The organism is Acinetobacter sp. KB005, from assembly GCF_049949095.1.
GTDB lineage: Bacteria > Pseudomonadota > Gammaproteobacteria > Pseudomonadales > Moraxellaceae > Acinetobacter > Acinetobacter calcoaceticus.
Map to the genome: position 1 here is coordinate 1,391,824 of NZ_CP188191.1, position 25,157 is coordinate 1,416,980.

Consider the following 25,157-nt stretch of genomic DNA (forward strand, 5'->3'; position numbering starts at 1 on the left):
AGCAAAGTGAATACCAGTAATGGTACTGGTATTCACAGGAACAACGCCTGATCATAGCGGGCTAGTTTCGAATATATAAATACATAAATATATAAATACTTGGAGATAAGAAGAATGAGTCATTCAAATAATTTGCAGCAGAAATTTCCCGTAGTAGATAGTATTCCTGAGAACGTGCGTCTGCCATCCCAGATTCATCAGCGTGTCTCATTAGTAGATGGTGAGCTGAAGTTGTGGGCTGGTGCAACCAAGAAAACATTGTCCCCAATCTGGACTCAGCAGTCTGATGGTAGTTTGCAGCAAGTTGAGCTTGGCAGTTATCCGATCATGGGTGAGAAAGAAAGCGACGAAGCACTAGAAGCAGCAGTATTGGCCTACAACAATGGTCGTGGTGAATGGCCAATGATGAAAGTTGGTGAGCGCATCGCCTGTATGCAGAATTTCATTCAGCGTATGGTGGAGCGACGAGACCTGATTGTTAAACTGATTATGTGGGAAATTGGCAAGAGCTTGGCTGACTCTGAGAAAGAGTTTGACCGTACTGTCACCTATATGCGTCAAACCATTGATGCCCTGAAAGACTTAGACAATGCTAACTCCCGCTTTGTGATTGCTGAAGGTACCATTGGTCAAATCCGTCGTACCCCGTTGGGCGTAGTGTTGTGTATGGGGCCATATAACTACCCGCTGAATGAAACCTTTGCTACCCTGATTCCGGCTATGCTAATGGGCAATACCATCGTCTTCAAACCACCTCAATTTGGTACCTTGTTGTTTGAACCATTGCTGGAAGCATTCCGTGAATCATTCCCGAAAGGTGTGATCAATACCATCTATGCGCCAGGCTCACTGGTGGTGCCGCATCTGTTGGCATCTGGAAAAATCAACGTATTGGCGCTGATTGGTTCTAGCAAAGTGGCCGATTACTTGAAAAAGCAACATCCTAAATCTCACCGTCTGCGTGCGATTTTGGGGCTAGATGCGAAAAATGCAGCCATTATTCTGCCGGATGCCGACTTGGATCTGACAGTGAAAGAGTGTCTGCTGGGTGCATTGTCATTCAATGGTCAGCGTTGTACTGCACTCAAAATGCTGATGGTACATCGCTCGATAGCCGATGAATTTGTTAACCGCTTAACGGCTGAACTGGCCAAGCTGAAAGTGGGTATGCCGTGGGAAAAAGGTGTGTTTATTACTCCGCTGCCAGGTATGCACCGTACGGCCTATATGACTGAAGTTATTGAAGATGCCGTGGCTAAAGGGGCGAAAGTGGTTAATGTAGAAGGTGGTGAATTCTGCAAAACTATGTTTTATCCAGCCGTAGTTTATCCAGTGACTGAGGGGATGAGACTGTATCGTGAAGAACAGTTTGGTCCAGTGGTACCAGTCTCTGTTTATGATGACATTGAAACTGTACTGGAATATGTCACTACTTCTGATCATGGTCAGCAGGTGAGTATTTTTGGTAGCGACCCTGAGCAAATTGGTCATTTGGTTGATCCGCTGGTCAATCAGGTTTGTCGTGTGAACATTAATTGTCAGTGCCAACGTGGTCCAGATGTGTTTCCATTCGGTGGTCGTAAAGATTCTGCGGAAGGTACACTGTCTGTGCATGATGCGCTGCGAGCATTCTCTATCCGTTCTATGATTGCTGCTAAACAGACTGATGACAGTAAAGGCATGCTGGCCTCTATGGTGTCTGAGCACTATTCTAAATTTGTGAATACCGACTTTATTTTCTAAGTGGTATGTAGTTAAAAAAACCAGCCCGATGGCTGGTTTTTTTGATTGTAAAATTTGAATAATAAAATAAACAAAAACGCCTGATTAATATCAGGCGTTTTTGTTTGAAATAATAGATCGATTATTGACGAATCTGACCGTCACCTAACACAATCCATTTTTGAGAAGTTAAACCTTCTAAACCAACTGGACCACGTGCATGGATTTTGTCTGTAGAGATACCAATTTCTGCACCTAAGCCATATTCAAAACCATCAGCAAAACGAGTCGAAGCGTTGACAACCACTGAACTCGAATCTACACGAGCCAAGAATTGACGCGCTAAACTATAATTTTCGGTCACAATCGCATCGGTGTGATGTGAACCATATTTGTTGATATGGTCAATTGCTTCGTCTAAACCACTAATAACTTTAATTGCAAGAATTGGCCCTAAATATTCGGTATACCAATCTTCTTCCGTTGCAGCTTTAACAGATGGGCCTAAAATTCGGCGTGTTTCTGGGCAGCCACGTAGTTCAACTTGCTTTTCTGCATAAAGTTCGGCAATGCGTGGTAAGAAAACGTCTGCAATTTTTTCATCAACAAGCAGAGTTTCCATCGCATTACAAACACCATAGCGATGAGTTTTTGCATTCAATGTAATAGGTAAGGCTTTGTGGAGGTCTGCTTGCGCTTCGACAAATACATGACAGTTACCATCAAGATGCTTAATAACAGGAATACGTGCTTCATTCGTCACACGCTCAATTAAGCTTTTACCACCACGTGGAACAATGACATCTACATATTCAGCCATAGTAATAAGATGGCCGACTGCCGCACGATCAGGCGTATCAATAACTTGCACTGAATGTTCAGGTAAACCAGCTACTTTTAAGCCATGCTTAATTGCTTCTGCAATTGCTTTATTTGACTCAAGCGCCTCTGAACCACCACGCAAAATAATGGCATTGCCCGATTTGATGGCTAAAGATGCTGCTTCTAGCGTGACATTTGGGCGTGATTCGTAAATCATCCCAACGACACCTAGAGGTACACGCATTTTGCCAATTTGAATACCTGTTGGGCGGTATGCAAGATCGGTAATTTCCCCAATAGGATCGACAAGCGCGATCACATCTTTTAAACCTTGCAACATTCCTTTAAAACGTGCGGGCGTAAGTTCAAGACGATCAAGCAATGCGCTATCGAGCTGATTGCTACGACCTTTATCCATGTCCACTTGATTCGCTGCCAAGATTGCTGCCTGATTATTTTCCAAAGCAGTATAAATAGCAGAGAGTGCATGATTTTTAAGCGAGGTAGAAGCACTGGTTAAGACGCGTGAGGCGTCACGTGCTTGTTGCCCGACTTTTTGCATATATTGTTCAATTGAATCTTGCATAGCCGTTTTTAATCGTTTACCAATGACTACGATAGTAGCAGTCAAATGCGGAACAATGAATGGCTTTTTTTGAAAAATGTGACCGCTATAAAAAAACATTTAAATATTTTGCAAACTATTAGCGACTTAAACAAGATGAGCGGTCATTTGAGCGATTGCGTATATTTCACACAATTGTTTAGAATGTTATTGTGCAATACAAACTAATACAAATTTTAAAGTTTTGTGCATAAAAGGTTACGTGTTCAAGAAGGAACTCTTGCAGCATAAAAAAATTACAGCAAGGAGGAAGCAAGGATATGAATTCCATTATTCAAATGGATTCGGAGATAAACCAAGCTTATGCCGGTTTTGGCTTTTTCGATATCTACCATAGAGATAGTTTTAAACAACCTGCTCGTACAACATGGATTGACGGCTGGAAGATTGAATATATGGCAATTGCCGATCCAAAAACGATTCACAATACGCCAATTGTGATTGTGGGTGGTGCTTTCCAGAATTTTAATTCTTATAAATATTGTGTTGAACAATTGTTTGAAAGCGGTCCAGTCATTTTAATTGATTTACCTTCTATGGGCGCAAATCAGCAAATTACCAATCGGGATACAGGAGTATCTGCGGGTACTTTAGAATTACCTGATTTATCTAAAATGTTGGGACGCTGGCTGGATATTGTTGGACTACAGAAAGTTTCCGTGATGGGAATGTCTTTGGGGTCGGTGATAGCCTCTTGCTTTGCTTACCATCGTCCAGAATTAATGGATCGCATGATTTTGATGGGTGTCATGCAAAAGACCCGAAAAAGTTGGCGAATGATTTTGGAAGAGTCCCTCAAACTCATGCAAGAAAACCGCATGGAAGAGTTTGGGCAAGCTGTGATTTTGTATTTGGTGAATCATGCAAAATTAGATAAAACCCGCATGTCGCCTACAGCCAAAAAATTATTTTTTAGGCAAATGGCTGAGTTTACGGGCACTGAACGAGAGCGTTATGAAATTAACTGTAATCGTCTTTTGCGTTTAACTGACGTGCCAATTCCAGCGTGTAAAACTCTGGTTGCTGCAGGGCAATACGATAGCTTTACTCTGCCACATGAAAATGCAAATTTTGCTTTGCAATGTCCGGATATGGAATTTGCACTGATCGCGAATGCTGACCATGTACCTCAGTTGCAACGCCGTAAAGAAACCATGAGTTTGTTCACCACTTTCTTGAAAGGGGAATCTATCCAAAATCTGGATGGCATTATTCCCATGACACGTGAACAAATGCAAAAGATGGAACGCCGTGGTGAAGAGCGGGTTCGGGTTTTACAGCCAAAAACTCAACTTACTCACCGAGAGTTTGATGTACAGGTGCCAGTGACGATCGTTGATGTCACATTCTTTGGTATGTATTTAAAAATGGATGATGTTTCGAAGCTGGATTTTGTAAATGAACATCCACGTGATTTAGCACTGCATTTAGAAGATGAAGAAGGTACTTTTTCAATTGAATGTTTAATTTTTGAAAGTACAGAGCAGGGGATTCGAGCTTTATTTAAACATGGGAGTTTTGAACTTGCTGATCGTTTAAGTCGTTTTATTGCTCGTCAAAAACAAACTGTTTAATCTATTCCTTATAGTTGGAAGCTCGTAATTTTCGAGCTTCCAATTTTTATGCTTATTATTTTGTTTGGCTATGGATTATCCAGACAAGATCACCTAAATGTTGCTCATGATCATCGGAATGAACTTGCCCAAAAAATATTTGTGGCTGTTCAACTGTGGCGTGTTGGAACCCCGCATCTTTAAAAAAATCCTGTACTTCTTGAGGACTTTTAAAATGAAAACTAAAAGAGCTGCGGGACATTAATTTAAGTAGCTTACTACTGTTCCAGATCAGGGTCGCCAGTTTGTTTTTAATTGGTTCAGGGTACAGATCCGTTAAATAGTGGAAAGTTTTAAAAGCAGTACCGTAGTGCGCGATCGATTGAATGAGTTGTTTTAATAAATCTTTATCAAAATAGTTAATTAAACCTTCACTAATTACAACCAATGGGCGGTTCGGGTCAAACACTTCAAATGCTTGTGCAAAAGCTTCTGTAAATAAATCAACCGATAAAATTTCAGGCGGATTTTTTTCAATTTGCTGAAGTGCATTTTGTTTGGTTTGTGCCATATCGGGTAAATCAAGCTCCCGATAGGTAATTGAAGGGTAATGCTGCCTAAACCACCATCCGCGAGGGGACAGGCCACATGCTATTTCAAGGACTTGTAGATCAGGATTTTCTTGAATTAACTTCTCTAAATGATGGTCAAGCATGGTATGGCGTTGTTTGAGTGTGGTGCGCATGCTGCCACCCACATATTTCTCGGCCCAAGATTCTATCGGGTGAACCAAATAGGCCAGTGATTTTCCTTTAGCTGTAGCAAGTGCTTCGTGAGAGATCCCCATTTGGTACCAGATATAGCCGGTATAGTGTGCAGTAAAAGAAATATGGCGGTGTTTAGAAAGTTGTTGTGTCATTCGTCCTGAACTCGGTTTATTGTTTTTGTGTGATTTGACTGATGATTTGAACCATCAGTCAAATATGTGCTTAAGTCAATTTAAAACGAATTTTTAAACTCTTCAATGGCTGTTTTGACAGCTTGCCACTCCATTCCTAGCGATAAGGTTTCACCAATCTGAATTTGTGGAATTTGACCGCGCATACGTTCTAAACGCTCTTGGTTTGGTAGAGCAAGTTTTTCGATACCTTCTAGTGCTGTGCATGCTGCATTACGGTCATTACACACAAGCCCCATATCACAACCCGCAGAAAGCGCGGCTTGAATACGTGCATCTGCACCGCCTGCTACACACGCGGCTTGCATAGTTAAGTCGTCAGAGAAAAGTACACCATCAAACTTCAAACGGTTGCGTAGAACTTCTTGAATCCAAAAAGGTGAAAAACCAGCTGGATTTGGGTCAATCTGATCATAAATAACATGTGCTGGCATGAGTGCATCAAGCTGAGGCATTAACTTGATAAAGCTTTGCATGTCATGATTATAGATTTCGTCATAGCTACGGCTGTCAATTGCAGCTGCGACATGAGAATCTGCTTTCACTGAACCATGGCCAGGGAAGTGCTTGCCCGTATTTGCCATGCCTGCTTTTTTCATGCCTTGCATAAATGCGCTAGCAAGAGGTGCGATATCCTCAATATTTTTAGAGAAACCTCGGTCACCAATGACATCACTAATTGCATTAAGGTCTAAAACTGGTGCAAAACTAAAATCGATGCCGACTGCAAGGACTTCGGTTGCCATGAGCCAACCACACTGTTCAGCTAGCTCAAGTGCTTTTTGAGGTTGGGTAATATAAAGTTCACCAAAACGGCCCATGGCCGGTAATAAGGTGAAACCAGATCTTAGGCGCTGAACTCGACCACCTTCTTGGTCGACAGCAATTAAAATATCTGGACGAATTTGACGCATGTGGTCTGTTAAAGCACGCACTTGTTGCGGAGATTCAATATTTCGTGCAAATAAAATCATGCCACCGACTTGCGGAGCGCGTAATAGTTCAATATCTTCTTGAGTAAGTTCTGTGCCGGCGATATCCAGCATCAATGCGCCAATCATATTGGTTCCATTTGAATTTTGATTGAAAAACAATAAGCGAATTTTGCAATGTTTTGCTACATTTTGTCAGTACAGAATATGATAAAACTACACGGTATAAACAATTTAGTTGGTTAAGATTTTGAATCTGCTTAGTTCATATCGAAAACAGAGCATGTAAGATAGGAACACCCAAGGAAGTATTAAAAATTTATGAAACTTCAAACTATAGCTTGTGCAGTAGCGATCGCGACTGGCGGTTTATTCTTCTCTCATACGATGAATGAAGCGAGAGCAGCAACGAATACTGCTGTGGTTTCTCAATCGATCCAGCCAACGCAAGAGCAGGCTTTGGTAGCCCGCCAACTGGCAACTTTAGTTGATCGCCAACATTATTTGAATATGCGTCTGGATGCGACAACATCAAATCGTATTCTCGATATGTATTTAGATAATCTTGACCCAGATCACTCACTATTTTTAGACGCTGAAGTTCAAAATTATAAAAAACTATATGGTTCAAATTTTGGCGCTTCATTAAAAGCGGGGAACTTAACAGGGCCATTTGCAATTCATCAGCAATATCGTGAACGCTTAAAACAATTTTATGAGTTCATGTTGGCTGAGTTGAAACAACAGCAAAATTTAAAACAGCCAAATAGCTATATTGAAGTTGATCGTGAAAAAGCACCGTATTTTAAAACGACGGCTGAGCAACAAAATCACTGGCGTAAAATGTTGGTTTCGCAGTTAATCAACTTAACCATTAGTCGTGAAGAAGAGCAGGCTAAACAAAAAGCGCTTAAAGAAAACCCTTCACTTGCTGATGGTCAAGACTTAACAGGCCCAGAAGATTTAACGCCAGCTCAGACCTTAACTAAACGTTATACACGTCAGCTTGAAAGAATTAGTCGTGTGAAAAGCGATGATGTGTTGGACAAAACATTAAATGCAATGTTGGCGACCTATGATCCACATAGTAACTATTACCCGCCAATTGATGCGATAGAACTTAATCGCCAAACGACCTTGCAACTAGAAGGTATTGGGGTATCGATTCGTCCAGAGCGTGGCAATGAAGATTACACCAAGATTGAAACCATTGTAGAAGGTGGTCCTGCTAGTAAGTCTGGTCAAGTGAAATCAGGAGATCGAATCGTTGGTGTCGCCCAAGAAGGCGAAAAAATGATTGATGTGGTTGGCTGGTCAAGTTCTGAAATTGTTGGGCTTATTCGTGGTAAACGCGGAACGAAAGTAACATTAAAACTTCTTGGTGCTGGTGCATCAATGAGTCAGGCACGTAATGTGACTTTGGTGCGTGATGTCATTCAAGAAGAAGATGCTGGTGTTCGTTCACGTACAGTTGAAGTGACACGTGATGGTAAAAAGCACCTGTTGGGTGTAATTGAAATTCCATCATTCTATTTTGACTATCGTTCACGTCGTGCTGGTCAACAGTACCGTTCAGTTTCGGAAGATACTGCCAATGCTTTTGAAGCGTTAAAAGCGAAGAAAGTAGAAGGTATTATTATTGACTTACGTAATGACCCAGGTGGTTCATTAGAAGAAGTTGCACGTATGCTGGGTCAAGTGATTAAGTCAGGTCCAGTTGTCCAAATTCGTGATGGTAATGGCAACGTTAGTGTTTTTGAAGATAATGATGGCGGTCAACAAATTTACACTGGCCCTCTTGCTGTAATGGTGAACTTAGCGTCAGCGTCAGCGAGTGAGATTTACTCTGCTGCAATCCAAGACTATGAGCGCGGTATTATTATTGGTAGTACAACAACTGGTAAGGGTACAGCTCAGGTACAACTTGATACTCTGGCATACGGTCAAGCGACTTTAACTCAGCGTAAGTTCTACCGTATTACGGGTGGTAGTACACAAAACAAGGGTGTAGTGCCAGACATTAAACTCGTCGATATCTATAATGAAGAGTTTGGTGAACGTAAATCGAAGAATGCGTTGAAGTGGGATACGATTCCGACTGCACCGTTTAAGCGTGAAGGTTCTGTTCAGCCATATGTCGCGAAGTTGTCTCAGTCTTCTGAACAACGTGTTGCTGTCGATCCTCAGTTTAAATATTTAAATAAACGTACTGCGATTGCTAAGGTTACAAGTGAGCAAAAGCAAGTGGTACTTGATATTGATAAACGCCGTGCAGAATTGCTTGGTTTAGAGAAACAGACTCTAGATGCAGAAAATGAACGCCGTGCAGCAAGTGGCCAAAAGCCTTTTGCAAACTGGGAAAGCTATCAAGCTTCATTAGATGCTCTAGCTGAATCTCGCGCTAAAATGAAAGCATCGCAACGTCCTGCATTGCCAGAAGAAGAAACTTTTGTGACTGAAGCTGCAAATGTACTTATGGATTATGCAAAATTGCAAAATCGCTAAGCGTTATTAAGTTTTAAGAGAAAAGCATACTGTCATCAGTGTGCTTTTTTTATTTTTCATGTCAGTAAACTGTCATGCATTTATCATCAAAGTGTCAAAAAAACTGCTTAATCTTTAAGCATGAAAATAAATACATTGATGGATGGCGCTATGCAAAGCTCATACGCGACAGCACTATTAAAACAACAGCAACTTCCTGAAAGCTTCCAATTCTATTTTAAACAAAAGCAGCAGTTGTCTAATACCCACTCATTACATGAGTTGGTTCGCCCGCGTTTAAAAATTGCGATTGTTACAGAAACATGGCCACCTGAAATTAATGGTGTGGCACTTTCATTATTACAGTTATGCCAAGGCTTACAAAAGCAGGGGCATAAGATTTTACTGATTCGCCCAGAACAAAAAGCAAAATGCCATGACTTTACACCAGAGCAAGAATGTCTGGTCATGTCGCAAGCGATTCCAAAATATCCGACTTTACAGTTTGGCTGGCCACAATATTTAAAAGTATCGAAAGCTTTTGAAAAGTTTGTGCCAGATGTAGTCCACATTGTGACAGAAGGTCCTTTAGGTTTAACTGCCATGCAGGCCGCAAAAGCAAAAGCTATTCCGGTTTCTAGCGGCTTTCATTCACCCTTTCAAGATTTTAGCAGATTCTTTGATTTGGCTTTTTTAGTCAAACCGATTCAAAAATACCTGTGCTGGTTTCACAACAATACTCAAGTGACCTGTGTGCCGAGTAAAGATACACAAGAAGCATTACGAGGTTTCGGTATTACGTGTCCACTGGTTGTTGTTGGGCGTGGCGTAGATACGACAAGGTTTTCACCAAAGCACCGTTCTGAAAGTTTGCGAAAGCAATGGGATGCCGATGAGAATACTCGCGTTATGCTTTATGTAGGGCGTTTGTCGCCTGAAAAAGAAGTGCAAGTGCTGATTGAAAGCTATGCCAACTTACAAACTGTTCAGCCACATAAAACTAAGTTAGTTATTGTGGGAGATGGCCCGGATTTTGCTCGGTTAAAATCATTGCCTGAAGCGAAGGGGGTTATCTTTACCGGAAGTCTGAGAGGTCAGGATTTGGCAGTTGCCTATGCGAGTGCAGATGTATTCGTATTTGCGAGTCAAGTTGAAACGTTTGGTAACGTAGTTTTAGAGGCAATGGCAAGCGGTTTGCCAGTTATCGCGTATGATTATGCATGTGCACATCAATACTTAACACATGGTGTGAATGGCTGGTTAAGCCCACTTGGACAAAAAAGCCACTTTATACAACAAATTTATCAGCTTCCTTCAGTACAACAACTTAGAGAAATGGGCGTACAAGCCTGTCATAAAGTACAGCAAAGCGGTTGGCAACTTCCGGTTCAGCAATTGGAGCAGGCATTTTATCAGGTAGTGAAGGAGCCCTCTGTGGACTTCACCTAAGTATCCTAAGATAGGAGAATGACCATGAAACTTAAGAATGCAAAAATAAAAATACTCGATTTAGATTTGAGAGGCTGTTTATATCTTAACAATTTCTCTCACTCACAACGTGTTGCCCTTTTTTTCAAAATCATCAGTCGTGTGGGTGATGGACCATTTTGGTATCTAATGCTGGCAATCGTATGGGGGATGCAAGGCATCACCTATAGCCTGCAAATTATCTACTTGTTACTGGGTGGTTCTGTTGGGACTGCAATCTATAAATTCTTAAAACATAAAACAACGCGACCTCGTCCTTATCAGGTGCATCAGGTGATTGTGCTCGGTGAGAGACCACTCGATCATTTCAGCTTTCCATCTGGCCATACACTTCATGCCGTGATGGTCACGATTGTCTTGGGCTATATCCAGCCAGTCTTGCTTGCTGCGATGTTTCCTTTCATGGTGCTTGTGGCATTGTCTCGTATGGTGCTTGGTCTTCACTACCCAAGTGATGTGATTGTAGGGGCTTTAATTGGTGCTGCTGTGGCAAGTTTAATTATTTTTGCTGCACCTTTATTGAACATCGCTTTATAAGCATCGGTAATTTTTATCAGCTTAAGCTAACGATTAGGTTTGTGGATTTGCTAAAGTACACAGTTCTTGATTTAGCAGATTAAACAGATAGGAGCCGCTATGGGCTTACGTTGGACAGATACGATTGATATTGCCATTGAATTGTCAGAAGCACATCCAGAAGTTGATCCGCAATGGATTCGTTTTACCGATTTACATGCATGGGTATGTGCTTTACCAGATTTTAATGATGACCCTAATAAATCGACAGAAGGATTGCTAGAAGGGATCCAAATGGCCTGGATAGACGAAGTTCGCTAAAAACAGTAGAAAAAATCGCAACTTTTACACATACAAAGCTGATTATTGCCTATGACATCGGTATAATGCGGCAAATTTTTTAAAGTTTAAATCTTAAAATAAAGGAGCCACTCATGGCTATTGAACGTACTTTGTCTATCGTAAAACCTGATGCAGTGTCTAAAAACCACATCGGTGATATTTTTGCTCGTTTTGAAAAAGCGGGTTTAAAAATTGTTGCGACTAAAATGAAACACCTTTCTCAAGCTGATGCTGAAGGTTTCTATGCTGAGCATAAAGAACGTGGTTTCTTTGGTGACTTAGTTGCATTCATGACTTCTGGTCCAGTTGTAGTATCTGTTCTTGAAGGCGAAAATGCAGTTCTTGCACACCGTGAAATCTTAGGCGCTACAAACCCTAAAGAAGCAGCTCCTGGCACTATCCGTGCTGACTTTGCTGTAAGCATCGATGAAAACGCTGCTCACGGTTCTGACTCAGTTGCTTCTGCAGAGCGTGAAATTGCTTACTTCTTTGCTGACAACGAGATCTGCCCACGCACTCGTTAATCGAAAGCATTCAAACCAGATAAGTGGTATACTACTTATCTGGTTTTTTTATTCTCTCAAGAGAATATTGTTTGATTCTTGAACAATATCTTCAGTTTTTTGACATGGTTTAGGTAAATACACATGAGTTCTGCAGAGGTCGTTTCATCTGAAAATCTTGATGGACAGCAGCAATCTTCGTCCACGCTGGTAATTCCTGCTGCCGAAAATAAAGTGAATTTACTCGGCATGTCTCGTACTGAATTAGAAAAATTCTTTGAAGACATTGGTGAGAAAAAGTTTCGTGCCGGACAAGTCATGAAATGGATTCATCAATACTTCATTACTGATTTTGCTGAAATGACCAATATTTCAGGCAAATTACGTGAGAAGCTTGAACAGATTTGTGAAATCAAGGCGCCTGAAGTTGTTCACCGTCATTATTCAAAAGATGGCACACGTAAGTGGGTTTTTCGCGTGGGTGATGGTGCAGGATCTTTGGTTGAAACTGTATTAATTCCTGCTGAAGATAAAACAGGCTTGCGCAAAACTTTGTGTATTTCCTCACAAGTAGGTTGTGCATTGGACTGTTCATTTTGTTCAACAGGTAAACAAGGTTTCCAACGTGATTTAACGCCAGATGAAATCATTGGACAACTCTGGATGGCAAACTATTCTTATATGGAAGAAGTGCCCGTTGCCGAGCGCGAGCGTTCAGTGACTAATGTCGTGATGATGGGTATGGGTGAGCCATTGCTCAACTATGATGCCGTATTAAGCTCAATGCAGATTATGCTTGATGACTTTGCCTATGGCATGTCAAAACGTCGTGTGACTTTATCAACGTCAGGTGTTGTACCAAAAATTGACCAACTTGCAAAAGACATTGATGTTGCTTTAGCAATTTCTTTACATGCGCCAAATGATGAATTACGTAACGAATTAGTGCCAATTAATAAAAAATATCCATTGGCTCAGTTAATTGCAGCATGTCAGCGTTATATTGCCAAAGATGGTAATGAAAGTTCGCGTAAACATGTGACTATTGAATATGTGATGTTAGAGGGCGTAAATGATCAGCCTGAACATGCACAGCAAATGATTAAATTATTAAAAAACTTACCAAGTAAAATTAATTTAATTCCATTTAATCCGTTCCCGCATGCGCCATATGGTCGCTCAAGCCGAAATCGAATTATCTCGTTCCAAAAAACTTTGTCTGATGCTGGATTTGTGTGTACGATTCGTCAAACACGTGGTGATGATATTGATGCTGCATGTGGACAGTTAGTCGGTCAAGTGGCTGATAGAACTCGTCGTGCTGAACAGTGGCAGAAGAAAGTCACACAGCGTCAAGAGATTTTGCGGACACAAGGATAAATTGAGGGCAGGCTTTGAGTATTCCAAAGTTAAAAACGGTATTTTGTATGGGAGTTGCAGTTGCGCTTTTGACAAGTGGTTGTCAGACAACGCATACGCAAAAAAAAGACCCGGAAAAAGCGGTAAAGGTGCGTACACAACTTGCTGCTGAACATATCCGTTCAGGTGACTTGGATTCGGCAAAGCGAGCTCTTGATCAAGCTTTAAGTGTAGATAGCCGTGATGCAACGGCAAATATGATGATGGGTATTTTACTACAGCAAGAAGGTAGTAAGCCGAACTTAGAAAAAGCAGAACATTATTTTAAACGAGCAATTTCATCTGAACCAGATAATGCTCAAGCACATAATAACTATGGTACTTATTTATACCAAATGGAACGCTATAATGATGCGATCGAGCAATTTCGTATTGCTGGCACAACATTAGGGTATGACCAACGCTATCAGGCGTTAGAAAATCTGGGGCGTATTTATTTAAAATTGGGTGATGTTGCGAATGCTGAAAAAACATTCAAGCAATCACTCCTTGCTAACCGCGATTCTTATATTTCAATGTTAGAGTTAGCGGAAATTTTTTATTTGCAGCAGCAGATTCCGGCTGCTACACAAATGTATGAGCAATATGTTCGTACAGTGGGGCAGAAAAATCAGGGTGCAAGAGCACTTTGGATTGGTGTAAGAGTGGCTCGAGCCAATGCGGATAAAATGGGAATGCAAGTGTTAGTAAACCAATTACGTGCCTTGTTCCCAGAAAGTCCAGAATATCAACGTTATTTGCAATTACAGTATAGTACTGAGGCCGTATGGAAATAAATCCTAATTCACAGCAGCCAACTGGCTCAAGCTTACCGACTTCTGCTTTAGGAAATATTCAACGTCCTGGTGAGTATTTACGTCAAATTCGAGTTGCTCAGAATAAAGAGTTAGGGCAAGTTTCTTCAGATCTAAACATGCCGGTTAAAACTCTAACCGCTTTAGAGCAAGATGATTATAAGTCATTGCCAGAAGCGACTTTTATCAAGGGTTATTACCGTTCATATGCAAAATATCTAAATACAGATGCGACGGCAATTATTCAGCGCTTTGATGAGATTTATGCAAATGATACCGGGCTTTTACCGAACCATGCTTTAAATAATTCACCGATTAAAATTATGGGTAAACTCCCAGGTTCTAACAGTGACCGTAATAAGAAATGGTTGAAGCGTGCACTGCTTGCAATTTTGGTTATTGCTGTTGTGTCATTGATTGTTATGGGTATTCAAAAATGGACTTCAAAGAAAGAGGATGCTGATTTACCTAAAGTAAATCAATCTAATGTTGAAGTTTTACCTATGAAAGGAAATGCCACTTCAACAGTGGGTGATCAATTGGTGCTAAACTTTAACCGACCAACTTCTGTTCATATTGTTGATGCAACAGGTAAAGTTTTGGCGACAGGTCGTCAGTCATCAACTTTAAATTTAAATGGTGAGTCTCCATTTCAGATTCGTCTTGATGATGCAACTGCTGTGTCATTAAGTTTAAACCAAGAACAGATTTCATTGTCTCCATATACGGTAAACGGTAAAGCTGAATTCCGTTTATCCCGCTAATACCATGAGTTGAGCGATACAATGATAGAGAACCCAATTAAACGTCGACCAACACGTAAAATCCGTGTTGGGTCGGTGTATGTCGGTGGCGATGCACCTATTAGCGTGCAAAGTATGACAAACACTGAAACTTGCGATGTTGATGCAACCGTTGCTCAGATTGAACGTTGCGCTGAAGCAGGTGCTGATATTATGCGTGTTTCGGTCCCATCTATGGAGGCTGCTGAAGCATTTGGCGCAATTCGTAAGCGCGTTTCAGTACCATTAGTTGCCGATATTCATTTTGACCACAGAATTGCCTTAGCAGTTGCAGATTATGGTGCAGACTGTTTACGCATTAATCCGGGGAATATCGGGTCCGACCAGAAAGTTCGTGAAGTCGTTGCTGCTGCACGTCATCATGGCATTTCAATGCGTATTGGCGTCAATGGTGGTTCTCTAGAAAAAGATTTACAAAAAAAATATGGCGAGCCTACAGGCGACGCATTGCTTGAGTCTGCATTACGCCATATTGATATTTTAGATCGACTCAATTTCCATGAATTTAAAGTCAGTGTAAAAGCATCTAATGTATTTTTAACAATGGATGCTTATCGTTTACTTTCAAAACAAATCGATAATCCATTACATCTTGGTGTAACTGAAGCGGGTATTTACCGTACTGGTACTGTGAAATCAGCGATTGCCCTTGGCGGATTATTGATGGAAGGTATTGGCGATACGATGCGTATTTCGCTTGCTGCCGAACCAGAAGATGAAATCAAGATTGGTTTTGATATCTTAAAATCATTGGGACTTCGCTCTAACGGGATTAACTTTATTGCTTGTCCGAGTTGTTCGCGCCAAGAATTTAACGTTATTCAAGTGATGCAAGCTTTGGAGGAGCGTTTAGAAGATATTCGTACTCCAATGGATGTGTCAGTGATTGGTTGTAAGGTAAATGGCCCGGGTGAAGCAAAAGAAGCCGATATCGGGGTTGTTGGGGCTGCGCCTCGCTCACTGGTTTATCGTAATGGTGAGAAAAGCCATTTAATCGATACCGATCAATTGGTTGATGAAATCGAAACTATGGTTCGTCAACGTGTTCAAGAGCTTGAAGAAGCTAAATCTAAAGAAATTATTCGTAGTTCATCATGAGTTCAATTGTCGCAATCAAAGGTTTTAATGACGTCTTGCCAACGCAAACAGTAGCGTGGAGACGTCTCGAGCAACATTTAGCGTCTTTAATGGATGCTTATGGTTATCAACAAATTCGTTTGCCGATCGTTGAACAAACGGGCTTGTTTAAACGTGCTATTGGTGATGCAACCGATATTGTTGAAAAAGAAATGTATACCTTTTTCGATAAAGGTAATCCACCTGAGTCGTTAACCTTACGTCCGGAAGGTACAGCAGGTTGTGTTCGCGCGATGCTCGAACATAACTTGTTGCGCGGTGCTACGCCACGCGTGTGGTATATGGGACCTATGTTCCGTTATGAAAAGCCACAAAAAGGACGTTACCGTCAGTTCCACCAGTTTGGTGTTGAAACTTTCGGTGTCGCCACTCCTGATATTGAAGCTGAAGTTATCTTGATGACAGCTCGGTTATGGAAGCGTATGGGCGTTGATCACATGGTTCAACTTGAGTTGAATACTTTAGGTGAAAAAGATGAACGTACAGAATACCGTAATGCTTTAGTTGCGTTCTTAAATGAACATAAAGATGCGTTGGATGAAGATTCACAGCGCCGTTTAACAACAAACCCGTTACGCATTTTAGATTCTAAAATTGAATCTACTCAGAAAATTCTGGAAAATGCGCCGAAATTATATGACTTTTTAAAAGAAGACAGTTTAAGTCACTTCCAACAATTGCAAGATTATTTGACAGCTGCGGGCGTTAAATTTGTAATTAACCAAAAATTGGTACGTGGTCTAGATTATTACAACAAGACCGTTTTTGAATGGACAACAACTGCACTTGGTTCGCAAGGTACTGTGTGTGGAGGTGGTCGTTATGATGGTCTGGTTGGTCAGCTAAAAGGTAAACCAGATCAATCTGTACCAGCTGTTGGCTTTGGCATGGGTATGGAGCGTTTATTGCTTTTAGTTGAGCAAGTTGAACAGGTCGAAGTTATTCGTGATTGTGAAGTCTTTTTGGTTGCAGAGCCTGCTTATCAAACTAAAGCTTTGATTTTAGCGGAACAATTACGTGACCAGTTAGAAGCTGCAAATAGCAGTATTCGAATCAAAACAGGTTCGCAAGGCAGCATGAAAAGCCAGATGAAAAAAGCTGATCAGGCTGGAGCAATCTTTGCTTTGATTTTAGGGGAACGAGAGTGGGATGCACAGCAGCTTGCAGTAAAAGAACTAGCAACAGCTGAACAGTCACAAGTCGCAATTGCTGACCTCGTACCATTTTTAATCCAAAAATTTACAAAATAAACTGAAACATCTGGAAAAGGACAATCACATGAGCGTAAGTGATGAAGAACAATTCGACAGCTTAAAGTCGTTCGCCAAAAAATATGGTTCTGCCATGATTAGCGGAATTCTCATTGCGTTGATTGCCTTTTTTGGGTGGACATACTGGCAAAAAAAGAATTTGGCGACTAGCCAAGTAGAAACTGCAAAAGTACAGCAGTTAATGGATGAGGCAAATGCAAGTGCCGATAATCCTAATGCCTTAAGTTCAGTAACTGCATCGGCAGATAAAATTGTAAAAGATGATATCGATTCTGTTCAGGCAATACAGACTCAGTTTGTATTAGCAAAATTAGCCTATGAAAAACAGGACTATGCTGCTGCCGAAAAAGCATTAAAGAAAGTTGAAAATTCAAAAGTAAAAGATGAAGGTTTGATTCAGGTTGTAAAATTGCGTTTAGCAGATGCACAATTGGCGCAAAACAAATATGATGAAGCACTAAAAACCTTGTCTGGTAACGTCGATCCAGCATTTAAAGCAACGGTAGAAGAGTTACGTGGTGATATCTTTGTTGCTAAGAAAGATGTTGATTCTGCTAAAAAAGCGTATCAGGCAGCCTGGAATTCGTTACTAGAACGTAAACAAGAGCGACAAATTTTACAAATTAAACTCGAAAGTGTTGGCGTTTTAGTTGAAGATCCACAGATTGAGCGCCCAATTTTGGAAACACAGGTGGAAGAGTCTTAATGAATCAGAAATTCAAACTGCCTTTGGCAATTGCAATCGCATCGGCTGTACTGGTGGGATGTTCGAGTAATAAAGTAAAAGAAGTTAAACCTAATCCTCTACCGAAATTGACCGAGTCGAAAAAGACCTTAACGCCAGTGTTTTCGCGTAGTGTTTCTTCTACTGATAAGGCTGATCCATTACGTTTGCAACTTGATGCAAGCGACGGTGTGGTTTTTACGCTTGATCCAAAAGGCGAAGTAGCTGCATATCGTGGTAAACAACGCATTTGGGAGAAGAAAGTCAGCAAATTAGGCTTGAGCTCTGGTGTTGAAGCTGCTGAAGGAATTGTTGTTGTTGGTAATAGTAAAGGGCAACTCTTTGCACTAGATCAAGCAACAGGCGAACAGAAGTGGACTGCACAGTTATCGGGCGCATTGTTAAGCCCGTCATTGGTTCAATCTGGACGCGTTATTACCATTGCGAATGATGGTACTGTATTTGCGCATGATGCTACTTCGGGCCAACAAGTTTGGGCTTATAAATTACCAAATGTACAATTTAGTTTGCGTGGTCAGGCATCACCGGTGAGCCTTGATCCTCGTACTGTATTAATTGCATCTGCGAATGCATATGTTTATGCAATTGATACGATTAGTGGTATTCCACGTTTCCAACGTCGTGTTGCAGTAAGCGAAGGTCGTTCTGATATTCAACGTTTAATTGATATCGAAGGTGATCCTACTGTAGCTGGGCAGTTTGTGGTAACGACCAGTTTCCAAGGTCAAGTGACTGTTACCGATCTTGCTTCTCAACGTGTAGTTTGGAGTGAAGATTCGAGCAGTACTAAACGTCCAGAAGTTTATGACAATAAAGTATTTGTCTCTTCAGCAGATGGTAAGTTAACAGCTTACGATTTAGCGTCTGGCGAAAAAATCTGGGAAAATGATAGTTTGTTAAACCGTCATTTAAGTAATCCGGTTGTGCTAGGACAAGATCTTGTTGTTGGTGATTTAGATGGCGTATTACATCTTGTTGAACCAGCAACAGGTAAATTAATTGGTCGTTCAAAAACAAGTGGTGAAGTTAATACATTACGTGTTATCGAGAACCAACTTTATGTTTCGACCAGAAAAGGTGATTTAAGTATTTGGCAGAATCGTTAATTTCGTTCGCTTGTGCTAAAATAAGCGCTTAACAAATTACGCTGTTAAAAATATCGGGGTGTTTGAATTAAATCAGTTCAAAGCCCCGTCTTTTATTATGGTCATCTCTGACCTTAAAATATATCTCCTGTACTGTTTTTAATGCTCATGCCATGAGATATGGCTGGTCTTGAATTAAGGTTATTGTATGAAACCCGTTATTGCGCTCATTGGTCGTCCGAATGTCGGAAAATCAACGTTATTTAACCAGATTACCAAGAGTCGTGATGCACTTGTAGCCGACTTCGCGGGCCTGACTCGTGACCGTAAATATGGTGATGCGACTTATCAGAATAAGTCTTTCATTGTTGTTGATACTGGCGGTATTGGTGAAAATGAAGGCGGTATTGATAACTACATGGCTGAGCAGTCAAAAACAGCGATCAATGAAGCAGATATCATCATTTTTGTGGTTGATGCGCGTGCTGGTTTATTGGCTTCGGACGAACAAATTGCTCGTGAACTGCGCACTTTGGGTAAAAAAGTTTACTTGGTTGCCAATAAAGTTGATGGTGTTCATGCAGAAGCTGCGTTGGTTGAGTTCTACAAACTTGGTATGGGTGAACCCTTACAAGTTGCTGCCAGCCATGGACGTGGTGTACAGCAAATGCTTGAGGATGTCTTAGTAGACGTACCTGAAGATGAAAATCCAGAAGAGCATGACAAAGCAACAGGTTTGCGTTTAGCGATTATTGGTCGTCCAAATGTGGGTAAATCGACTTTGGTCAATCGTTTGCTGGGCGAAGATCGTGTAGTAGCATTTGACCAACCTGGTACAACTCGTGACTCTATTTATATCCCATTTGAACGTGATGGTCGTCAGTACACATTAATTGATACAGCGGGTGTGCGTCGTAAAGGTAAAGTTGATGAAATGATTGAGAAATTCTCAATCGTGAAAACACTACAAGCCATTAAAGATGCACATGTGATTGTGGTGGTGTTGGATGCTCGTGAAGGCGTAGTTGAACAAGATTTACATTTGATTGGTTATGCACTTGAAGCTGGTCGTGCCATGGTGATCGCCATTAACAAATGGGACAACATGACCGAATACGATCGTAAACAGTGTAAATTGGATGTTGATCGTCGTTTTGACTTTATTCCTTGGGCGAAAGTCCATTTAATCTCGGCATTGCATGGCACTGGCGTAGGGGAAATGTACCCAACCATCCATCGTGCTTATGATTCATCGCATTTAAAAGTTTCTCCTGCGAAATTAACCCAAATCTTAAATGATGCGACTGAAGCGCATCAACCACCAATGATTGGTGGTAAGCGTATTAAAATGCGTTATGCGCATATGGGTGGACAAAATCCACCAACGATCGTAATTCACGGTAATAAGGTCGACAAAACCCCAGCGGATTATCGCCGTTACCTTGAGAATGTGTTCCGCAAAGTTTACAAACTGGAAGGAACGCCAGTACGTGTCGATTTTAAAACGTCGGAAAACCCATTTGAAGGACGTAAGTCACAAGTGGATGAGCGCGTTGCGGCACGTAAACGTCGTTATGTACAAAAATTCAAAAAAGCTGAGAAAAAGTTTAAACGTTAAGCTTTTTAAAGTTCAAAAACCCAAAGTCTTCTTTGGGTTTTTTATTGCAAATAAATGAGCATGTGCCAAGAGTTATGAAAAAGTGTGAATGATAAACGTAATTTTTTGTAAATTTCATAACGAATGCTATAATCAGCATCTTTATAAAATAATTTATATTCCGACAGAATAATGCTGCTTAGGGTTCACTTTTAGCATGGTAACATTACATCTTGCTCAGCTCACATTTACACATGCTCAGCCCTCATATACAGCCCTTGACTGTATTCCAGCTATGCAGCGTAGACGGTTATCGCCATTAGCTAAACTTGCTTTAAATAGTGCGCTTGGTGCATTAGATGGCAGTAAAGCTGATTATATAGTTTGGGTATCACGATATGGTGACGAGTCTAAAACGTTGAATATCTTGCAAGATGTTTTAAGTGAGCAAGCTCCATCACCTACACAATTTTCAACGTCTGTTCATAATGCAATTTCTGGGCTTTACTCTATTTTATGTCAGGATGACACTCCCTCTACCAGCTTAAGCTGTTCATGGACTGAAAGTTTGATTGAGGCCTATGCTCTTTTAAAGTCAATGAAAGATATCCAGCGGGTATTGGTCGTTGCCTATGATGAACCCTTACCCCAAATTTATGCTGAGGCGGTCGATTTCCCCGCCTATGCTATGGCTGCTGTCGTTACTTTAGAGCAACCTAATTTACAAATTACTGCGTGGACGCATACAGATGAAGCAGATGGTCCTACTTTTGCTCATTTTTGGCAGGATGCTGACCAGTTAATATCTGCATTTGGGTGGAACAAATGCTAAATCTTAAAAATCTGAAACAAAAGGGTAATTATTGTTGGCGTGTAGCTGCAACTGGTTTTAGTTTTGCCAGTTTCGGGCTGGGTGGTATGGCAATTGCCACCGTCATTGCACCCGTGCTGAATGCCACAACCTCTGATTCTGAAAAGCGCCAGCAGCGTGCGCAGAATGTGATTAAGTATAGCTTTAAAGGCTTTACCGAAATGATGGTCAAACTGGGCATCATGACTTATTCGGTAGACGGTTTGGAAAAGCTACAGAATAGTCGCCAAGAGCTAGTCATCGCCAATCATCCGAGTTTGATTGATGTTGTAGTACTAATTGGTATGATGCAGCAGGCTAATTGTGTGGTGAAGCAGTCTCTTTGGTCGAACCCCTTTACCAAAGGACCTGTACAAAGCGCGGGTTATATTTTGAACGCAGGCTCTCAGCAATTTGTTGAAGACTGTGTGACGCGTCTGAAAGAAAATAATGCGGCTTCTCTTTTAATTTTTCCGGAAGGAACGCGTACTGAAAAAGGGATGACCCTAAACGAATTTCAGCGCGGTGCAGCCAACATTGCCATTCGTGCAAATGTACCAATTCGCCCAGTAATTATTACCTGTACACCATCGACATTAACCAAGAATGAAAAATGGTACCACGTACCATCTCGACCATTTCATATCGAAGTGAAAGTACTCGATGCTGTACAAGTTTCAGATTTGTTAGATGATTTAACAGTAGGACCTAAACAAGTTCGTCAGTTAAGTCGTAGTTTTTATAAAATTTTTGATGAAGAGTTATCTTGAAATGAGCAATCTTGCTGATGAACTAAAGCAAATGATTATTGATGTTTTGGCACTAGAAGATATCACTATTGCGGATATTGATACAGAAGCTCCATTATTTGGAGAAGGTTTAGGATTAGACTCGATTGATGCACTGGAGTTGGGACTAGCTTTGAAAAAGCGTTACAACATTCATTTAAATGCAGAGTCGGATGAAACCAAACAGCATTTTAAATCAATCCAAAGTTTAGTTGCTTTAGTTGAAGCACAGCAGAAGTCATAAGGAGTGTGATGATGTTATCTCAAGAGCAAGTATTAACTAAACTCCGCGAATGGATGGAAGATTTGTTTGAAATTGAACCGGAGTCTGTTCAACTCGATTCAAACTTATATTCAGATCTTGATGTAGACAGTATTGATGCAGTTGATTTAGTTGTAAAAATTAAAGAGTTAACGGGTAAGCAAGTAAAACCTGAAGATTTTAAAAATGTGCGAACTGTACTTGATGTCGTGACGGTTATTCGGAATATGACTGCTGAATGAAGCTCGTGATTAAAGGGATGATTACAGCACTTTTTGTGTTGTATCCCTTTATTGTGGGTTGGAGTTTGACGCACGGTCAATTTGTTTGGGTGAGTGTGTTACTCATCGGATTAGGTGTGGTCAGACTGTTTAGTAAAGGCAACTCATTATTATGGCCTTTAACTGGTTTTGCCATTGTTTGCGGCAGTCTTAGCTTGCTGTCACATAATCATGCTTGGTTAAAGTTATATCCGGTTGGCATGAGTTTGGGTGCATTGGTTATTTTTGCACTGACACTCATCAAACCGCCGTCTATGATTGAACGCTTTGCCCGACTCGTTGAACCTGATTTACCTCCTTCTGGTGTGCAGTGGACCAGACAGGTGACTAAGGTATGGTGCATTTTCTTTTTCTGTAATGCATTGATTGCTTTAAGCACCGTACTTTTTACATCGACTCAGGTTTGGGTCATTTATAATGGCTTTATTTCGTATGTACTAATGGGCATTTTGTTCGTTGGTGAATTTATTTTGCGTAAGCGACATCAGCGTTTACATTCTTCAAATCATTAATTAAAAACTATGCACTGTCATTTTCAAAAATTCATCGATTCAGCTCATCCACTTTGTATAGATGCTGCTCTACATTCGACTAGTTTTACTCAATTTTGGCAGGACGTTGCCTTACAAGCTGCTGCAATTGCTCAAATGGAAAATTTAACTTGGGCATTATGGGAAGCAGACAGCTATGAATTTCTGGTTTTATTTTTTGCCGCTTTGTTAGCAGAAAAACAGGTACTTTTACCACCAAATCGAGTACGCGAATTAGAACAAGATTTCGCAGCGCAGCAGATTTATTTTTTAAAGCGTCAAGATGTTGAAAAAGTTGTTCCTTTATCTTTAACCTTAGATGATGCTTTTCTAGAGCAGGCGCAACTCTATTTTTATACATCAGGTTCAACTGGTGAACCTAAAAAAATCCCAAGAACACTCAAACAATTACTCAACGAAGTTCAAGGGTTGAGTCAAAGCTTTAGTTTTGATGAACATGCAATCGCGATTGCAACGGTTAGTCATCAACATATTTATGGATTACTGTTTAAATTACTGCTACCACTTGCTACTGGTCGAAGTTTTTATGTGCCTCAAATGGCATTCCCAGAAGATGTTGTACAAGCTCAAAAACAATTAGAAACGTTGGGATTAAGCAATTATTTGATTTCAAGTCCTGCATTATTAAAACGTTGGACAACCGATGTCGTTTTACAAGAATGCCAGATGGTCTTTAGTTCGGGTGGCAAACTGGAAAGTGGTGTTCGTCCTTTATTAAATCGTCCGATTATTGAAGTTTTGGGAAGCTCTGAAACAGGTGGTATTGCCCATCGTGCTAAAGATGAAGATGCTTGGACTGCATTTAGTAATGTGGCTATTCGGATTGAAGACCAACAGCTCATGGTAAAGAGTAATCATGCCTTTGAGGATGATTGGATTACCACAGGTGATGGTGCAGCATGGTCAGATGAAACGTGTCAGACTTTTAGGCTTTTAGGACGTACAGATCGAATTGTTAAACTTGAAGAAAAGCGTCTGAGCCTAGATGCGATCGAGCAAAGCATTCAAGCTTTAGATGCAGTACAGCAATGTCATGTATTGGTACTTGAACATGAGCATCGCCAAATATTGGGATGTATTTTTGTTTTAAAAGAAGATGCACGGGAACAGTTACAGCAACTAGGTAAGTCGGCTTTTGTTGGTCATTTAAAACTACAGTTGAAAGACAGCTTGGAAACTATAGCGATTCCACGTCAATGGCGTTTCCTAAGTCAGCTACCGCAAAATTCTCAGTCTAAACTCAATAAAAGCTATTTGCAGACTCTATTTAAGCCTATGTTACAACCTGTGGTTTTGTCGCAGTCTCAAAGTTCAGATGACTATATTTTGAGCCTTGAGTTTCCAACAGAATTAGCTTGTTTTAAAGGGCATTTCCCGACACAACCTATTTATCCTGGGGTCGGGCAAATAGGTTTTTTACAACATTTTGCTAAATCAATTTGGTCGGACTTAAATTGGTGTCAGGGTTATGAACAGCTAAAATTTCAAAATCTGATCCGTCCTTATGCAATTGTACAACTTAAGCTTTCTCGAAAAGAGCATAAAGTGGGTTTTGAGCTACGCGATTCAGAACAGATTTTGGCTTCTGGGCGTTTATTATTCGCTTTGCAAACGGAAGTAGAGGGTTAA

At 40.8% G+C, this 25,157-nt stretch carries 24 protein-coding genes; 21 read left to right on the top strand and 3 right to left on the bottom strand.

The annotated features are described in order from the left end of the window. Positions 1–114: 114 nt before the first annotated feature. Positions 115–1,743, top strand: a complete 1,629-nt coding sequence (locus tag ACPF64_RS06805; protein WP_426455870.1) for an NADP-dependent glyceraldehyde-3-phosphate dehydrogenase — start codon at positions 115–117, stop codon at positions 1,741–1,743. Positions 1,744–1,864: 121 nt separating this feature from the next. Here ACPF64_RS06805 and ACPF64_RS06810 read toward each other — a convergent pair whose 3' ends face one another. After that, positions 1,865–3,130, bottom strand: a complete 1,266-nt coding sequence (locus tag ACPF64_RS06810; protein WP_426456111.1) for a glutamate-5-semialdehyde dehydrogenase — start codon at positions 3,128–3,130, stop codon at positions 1,865–1,867. Positions 3,131–3,429: 299 nt separating this feature from the next. Here ACPF64_RS06810 and ACPF64_RS06815 point away from each other — a divergent pair, with 299 nt between their 5' ends. Further along, entirely contained in the window at positions 3,430–4,743 is a 1,314-nt protein-coding gene (locus ACPF64_RS06815; RefSeq protein ID WP_416659241.1) for an alpha/beta fold hydrolase, read from the top strand. Positions 4,744–4,798: 55 nt separating this feature from the next. Here ACPF64_RS06815 and ACPF64_RS06820 read toward each other — a convergent pair whose 3' ends face one another. Both ACPF64_RS06820 and nagZ read right to left on the bottom strand, forming a co-directional pair. Further along, positions 4,799–5,641 carry a class I SAM-dependent methyltransferase gene (locus ACPF64_RS06820; RefSeq protein ID WP_426455871.1) on the bottom strand — a complete coding sequence of 281 codons (843 nt, stop codon included), beginning with the start codon at positions 5,639–5,641 and terminating at the stop codon, positions 4,799–4,801. A gap of 80 nt (positions 5,642–5,721) precedes the next feature. Next, positions 5,722–6,741 carry a beta-N-acetylhexosaminidase gene (gene nagZ, locus ACPF64_RS06825; RefSeq protein ID WP_426455872.1) on the bottom strand — a complete coding sequence of 340 codons (1,020 nt, stop codon included), beginning with the start codon at positions 6,739–6,741 and terminating at the stop codon, positions 5,722–5,724. A gap of 192 nt (positions 6,742–6,933) precedes the next feature. Between nagZ and ACPF64_RS06830 the strand changes: the two genes are divergently transcribed. The 19 genes from ACPF64_RS06830 to ACPF64_RS06920 all read left to right on the top strand — a co-directional run bounded on the left by ACPF64_RS06830 (position 6,934) and on the right by ACPF64_RS06920 (position 25,157). Continuing rightward, a complete protein-coding gene (locus tag ACPF64_RS06830; protein WP_056482901.1) occupies positions 6,934–9,117 on the top strand; it encodes a carboxy terminal-processing peptidase in 2,184 nt (727 codons plus the stop codon). Between the two features lie 138 nt (positions 9,118–9,255). Continuing rightward, positions 9,256–10,545 (top strand): glycosyltransferase family 4 protein, encoded by a 1,290-nt coding sequence (locus ACPF64_RS06835; RefSeq protein ID WP_426456112.1) that lies wholly within the window; start codon positions 9,256–9,258, stop codon positions 10,543–10,545. Between the two features lie 24 nt (positions 10,546–10,569). Next, positions 10,570–11,121 (top strand): phosphatase PAP2 family protein, encoded by a 552-nt coding sequence (locus ACPF64_RS06840; protein WP_042894811.1) that lies wholly within the window; start codon positions 10,570–10,572, stop codon positions 11,119–11,121. Between the two features lie 99 nt (positions 11,122–11,220). After that, positions 11,221–11,421, top strand: a complete 201-nt coding sequence (iscX, locus tag ACPF64_RS06845; protein WP_003654869.1) for a Fe-S cluster assembly protein IscX — start codon at positions 11,221–11,223, stop codon at positions 11,419–11,421. 113 nt (positions 11,422–11,534) lie between these two features. Continuing rightward, entirely contained in the window at positions 11,535–11,966 is a 432-nt protein-coding gene (ndk, locus tag ACPF64_RS06850) for a nucleoside-diphosphate kinase (RefSeq protein WP_003654870.1), read from the top strand. A 123-nt stretch (positions 11,967–12,089) separates the two neighbouring features. After that, positions 12,090–13,325, top strand: a complete 1,236-nt coding sequence (gene rlmN, locus ACPF64_RS06855; protein WP_231764111.1) for a 23S rRNA (adenine(2503)-C(2))-methyltransferase RlmN — start codon at positions 12,090–12,092, stop codon at positions 13,323–13,325. A gap of 14 nt (positions 13,326–13,339) precedes the next feature. Continuing rightward, positions 13,340–14,140 carry a type IV pilus biogenesis/stability protein PilW gene (gene pilW / locus ACPF64_RS06860; protein ID WP_212749600.1) on the top strand — a complete coding sequence of 267 codons (801 nt, stop codon included), beginning with the start codon at positions 13,340–13,342 and terminating at the stop codon, positions 14,138–14,140. Then, positions 14,131–14,922 (top strand): helix-turn-helix domain-containing protein, encoded by a 792-nt coding sequence (locus tag ACPF64_RS06865; RefSeq protein ID WP_004641111.1) that lies wholly within the window; start codon positions 14,131–14,133, stop codon positions 14,920–14,922. The genes pilW and ACPF64_RS06865 overlap by 10 nt, the downstream gene beginning before the upstream one ends. A 21-nt stretch (positions 14,923–14,943) precedes the next feature. Next, positions 14,944–16,059: a flavodoxin-dependent (E)-4-hydroxy-3-methylbut-2-enyl-diphosphate synthase gene (gene ispG / locus ACPF64_RS06870; RefSeq protein ID WP_426455873.1), complete on the top strand. Its 1,116-nt coding sequence runs from the start codon at positions 14,944–14,946 to the stop codon at positions 16,057–16,059. Then, the gene (gene hisS, locus ACPF64_RS06875; RefSeq protein WP_426455874.1) at positions 16,056–17,348 is read left to right on the top strand and encodes a histidine--tRNA ligase; all 1,293 of its coding nucleotides are present in this window, start codon (positions 16,056–16,058) and stop codon (positions 17,346–17,348) included. Before ispG ends, hisS begins: the two co-directional genes overlap by 4 nt. 28 nt (positions 17,349–17,376) lie before the next feature. Continuing rightward, positions 17,377–18,075: a YfgM family protein gene (locus tag ACPF64_RS06880; RefSeq protein ID WP_004641116.1), complete on the top strand. Its 699-nt coding sequence runs from the start codon at positions 17,377–17,379 to the stop codon at positions 18,073–18,075. Then, complete coding sequence (bamB, locus tag ACPF64_RS06885) at positions 18,075–19,220, top strand: outer membrane protein assembly factor BamB (RefSeq protein ID WP_426455875.1); 1,146 nt, start codon at positions 18,075–18,077, stop codon at positions 19,218–19,220. The genes ACPF64_RS06880 and bamB overlap by 1 nt, the downstream gene beginning before the upstream one ends. A gap of 187 nt (positions 19,221–19,407) precedes the next feature. Then, positions 19,408–20,817 carry a ribosome biogenesis GTPase Der gene (gene der / locus ACPF64_RS06890; RefSeq protein ID WP_005036930.1) on the top strand — a complete coding sequence of 470 codons (1,410 nt, stop codon included), beginning with the start codon at positions 19,408–19,410 and terminating at the stop codon, positions 20,815–20,817. A gap of 196 nt (positions 20,818–21,013) precedes the next feature. Next, positions 21,014–21,628 carry a beta-ketoacyl synthase chain length factor gene (locus ACPF64_RS06895; RefSeq protein ID WP_426455876.1) on the top strand — a complete coding sequence of 205 codons (615 nt, stop codon included), beginning with the start codon at positions 21,014–21,016 and terminating at the stop codon, positions 21,626–21,628. Continuing rightward, complete coding sequence (locus ACPF64_RS06900) at positions 21,613–22,416, top strand: lysophospholipid acyltransferase family protein (protein WP_080026281.1); 804 nt, start codon at positions 21,613–21,615, stop codon at positions 22,414–22,416. The genes ACPF64_RS06895 and ACPF64_RS06900 overlap by 16 nt, the downstream gene beginning before the upstream one ends. Position 22,417: 1 nt before the next feature. Beyond that, positions 22,418–22,678: a phosphopantetheine-binding protein gene (locus tag ACPF64_RS06905; protein WP_000067033.1), complete on the top strand. Its 261-nt coding sequence runs from the start codon at positions 22,418–22,420 to the stop codon at positions 22,676–22,678. A 5-nt stretch (positions 22,679–22,683) separates the two neighbouring features. Next, the gene (locus ACPF64_RS06910; RefSeq protein WP_080592314.1) at positions 22,684–22,938 is read left to right on the top strand and encodes an acyl carrier protein; all 255 of its coding nucleotides are present in this window, start codon (positions 22,684–22,686) and stop codon (positions 22,936–22,938) included. Next, positions 22,935–23,489, top strand: coding sequence for a septation protein IspZ (locus ACPF64_RS06915; RefSeq protein WP_127493167.1), 555 nt, complete (start codon positions 22,935–22,937; stop codon positions 23,487–23,489). Before ACPF64_RS06910 ends, ACPF64_RS06915 begins: the two co-directional genes overlap by 4 nt. A gap of 9 nt (positions 23,490–23,498) precedes the next feature. Beyond that, the gene (locus ACPF64_RS06920) at positions 23,499–25,157 is read left to right on the top strand and encodes an AMP-binding protein (protein WP_426455877.1); all 1,659 of its coding nucleotides are present in this window, start codon (positions 23,499–23,501) and stop codon (positions 25,155–25,157) included.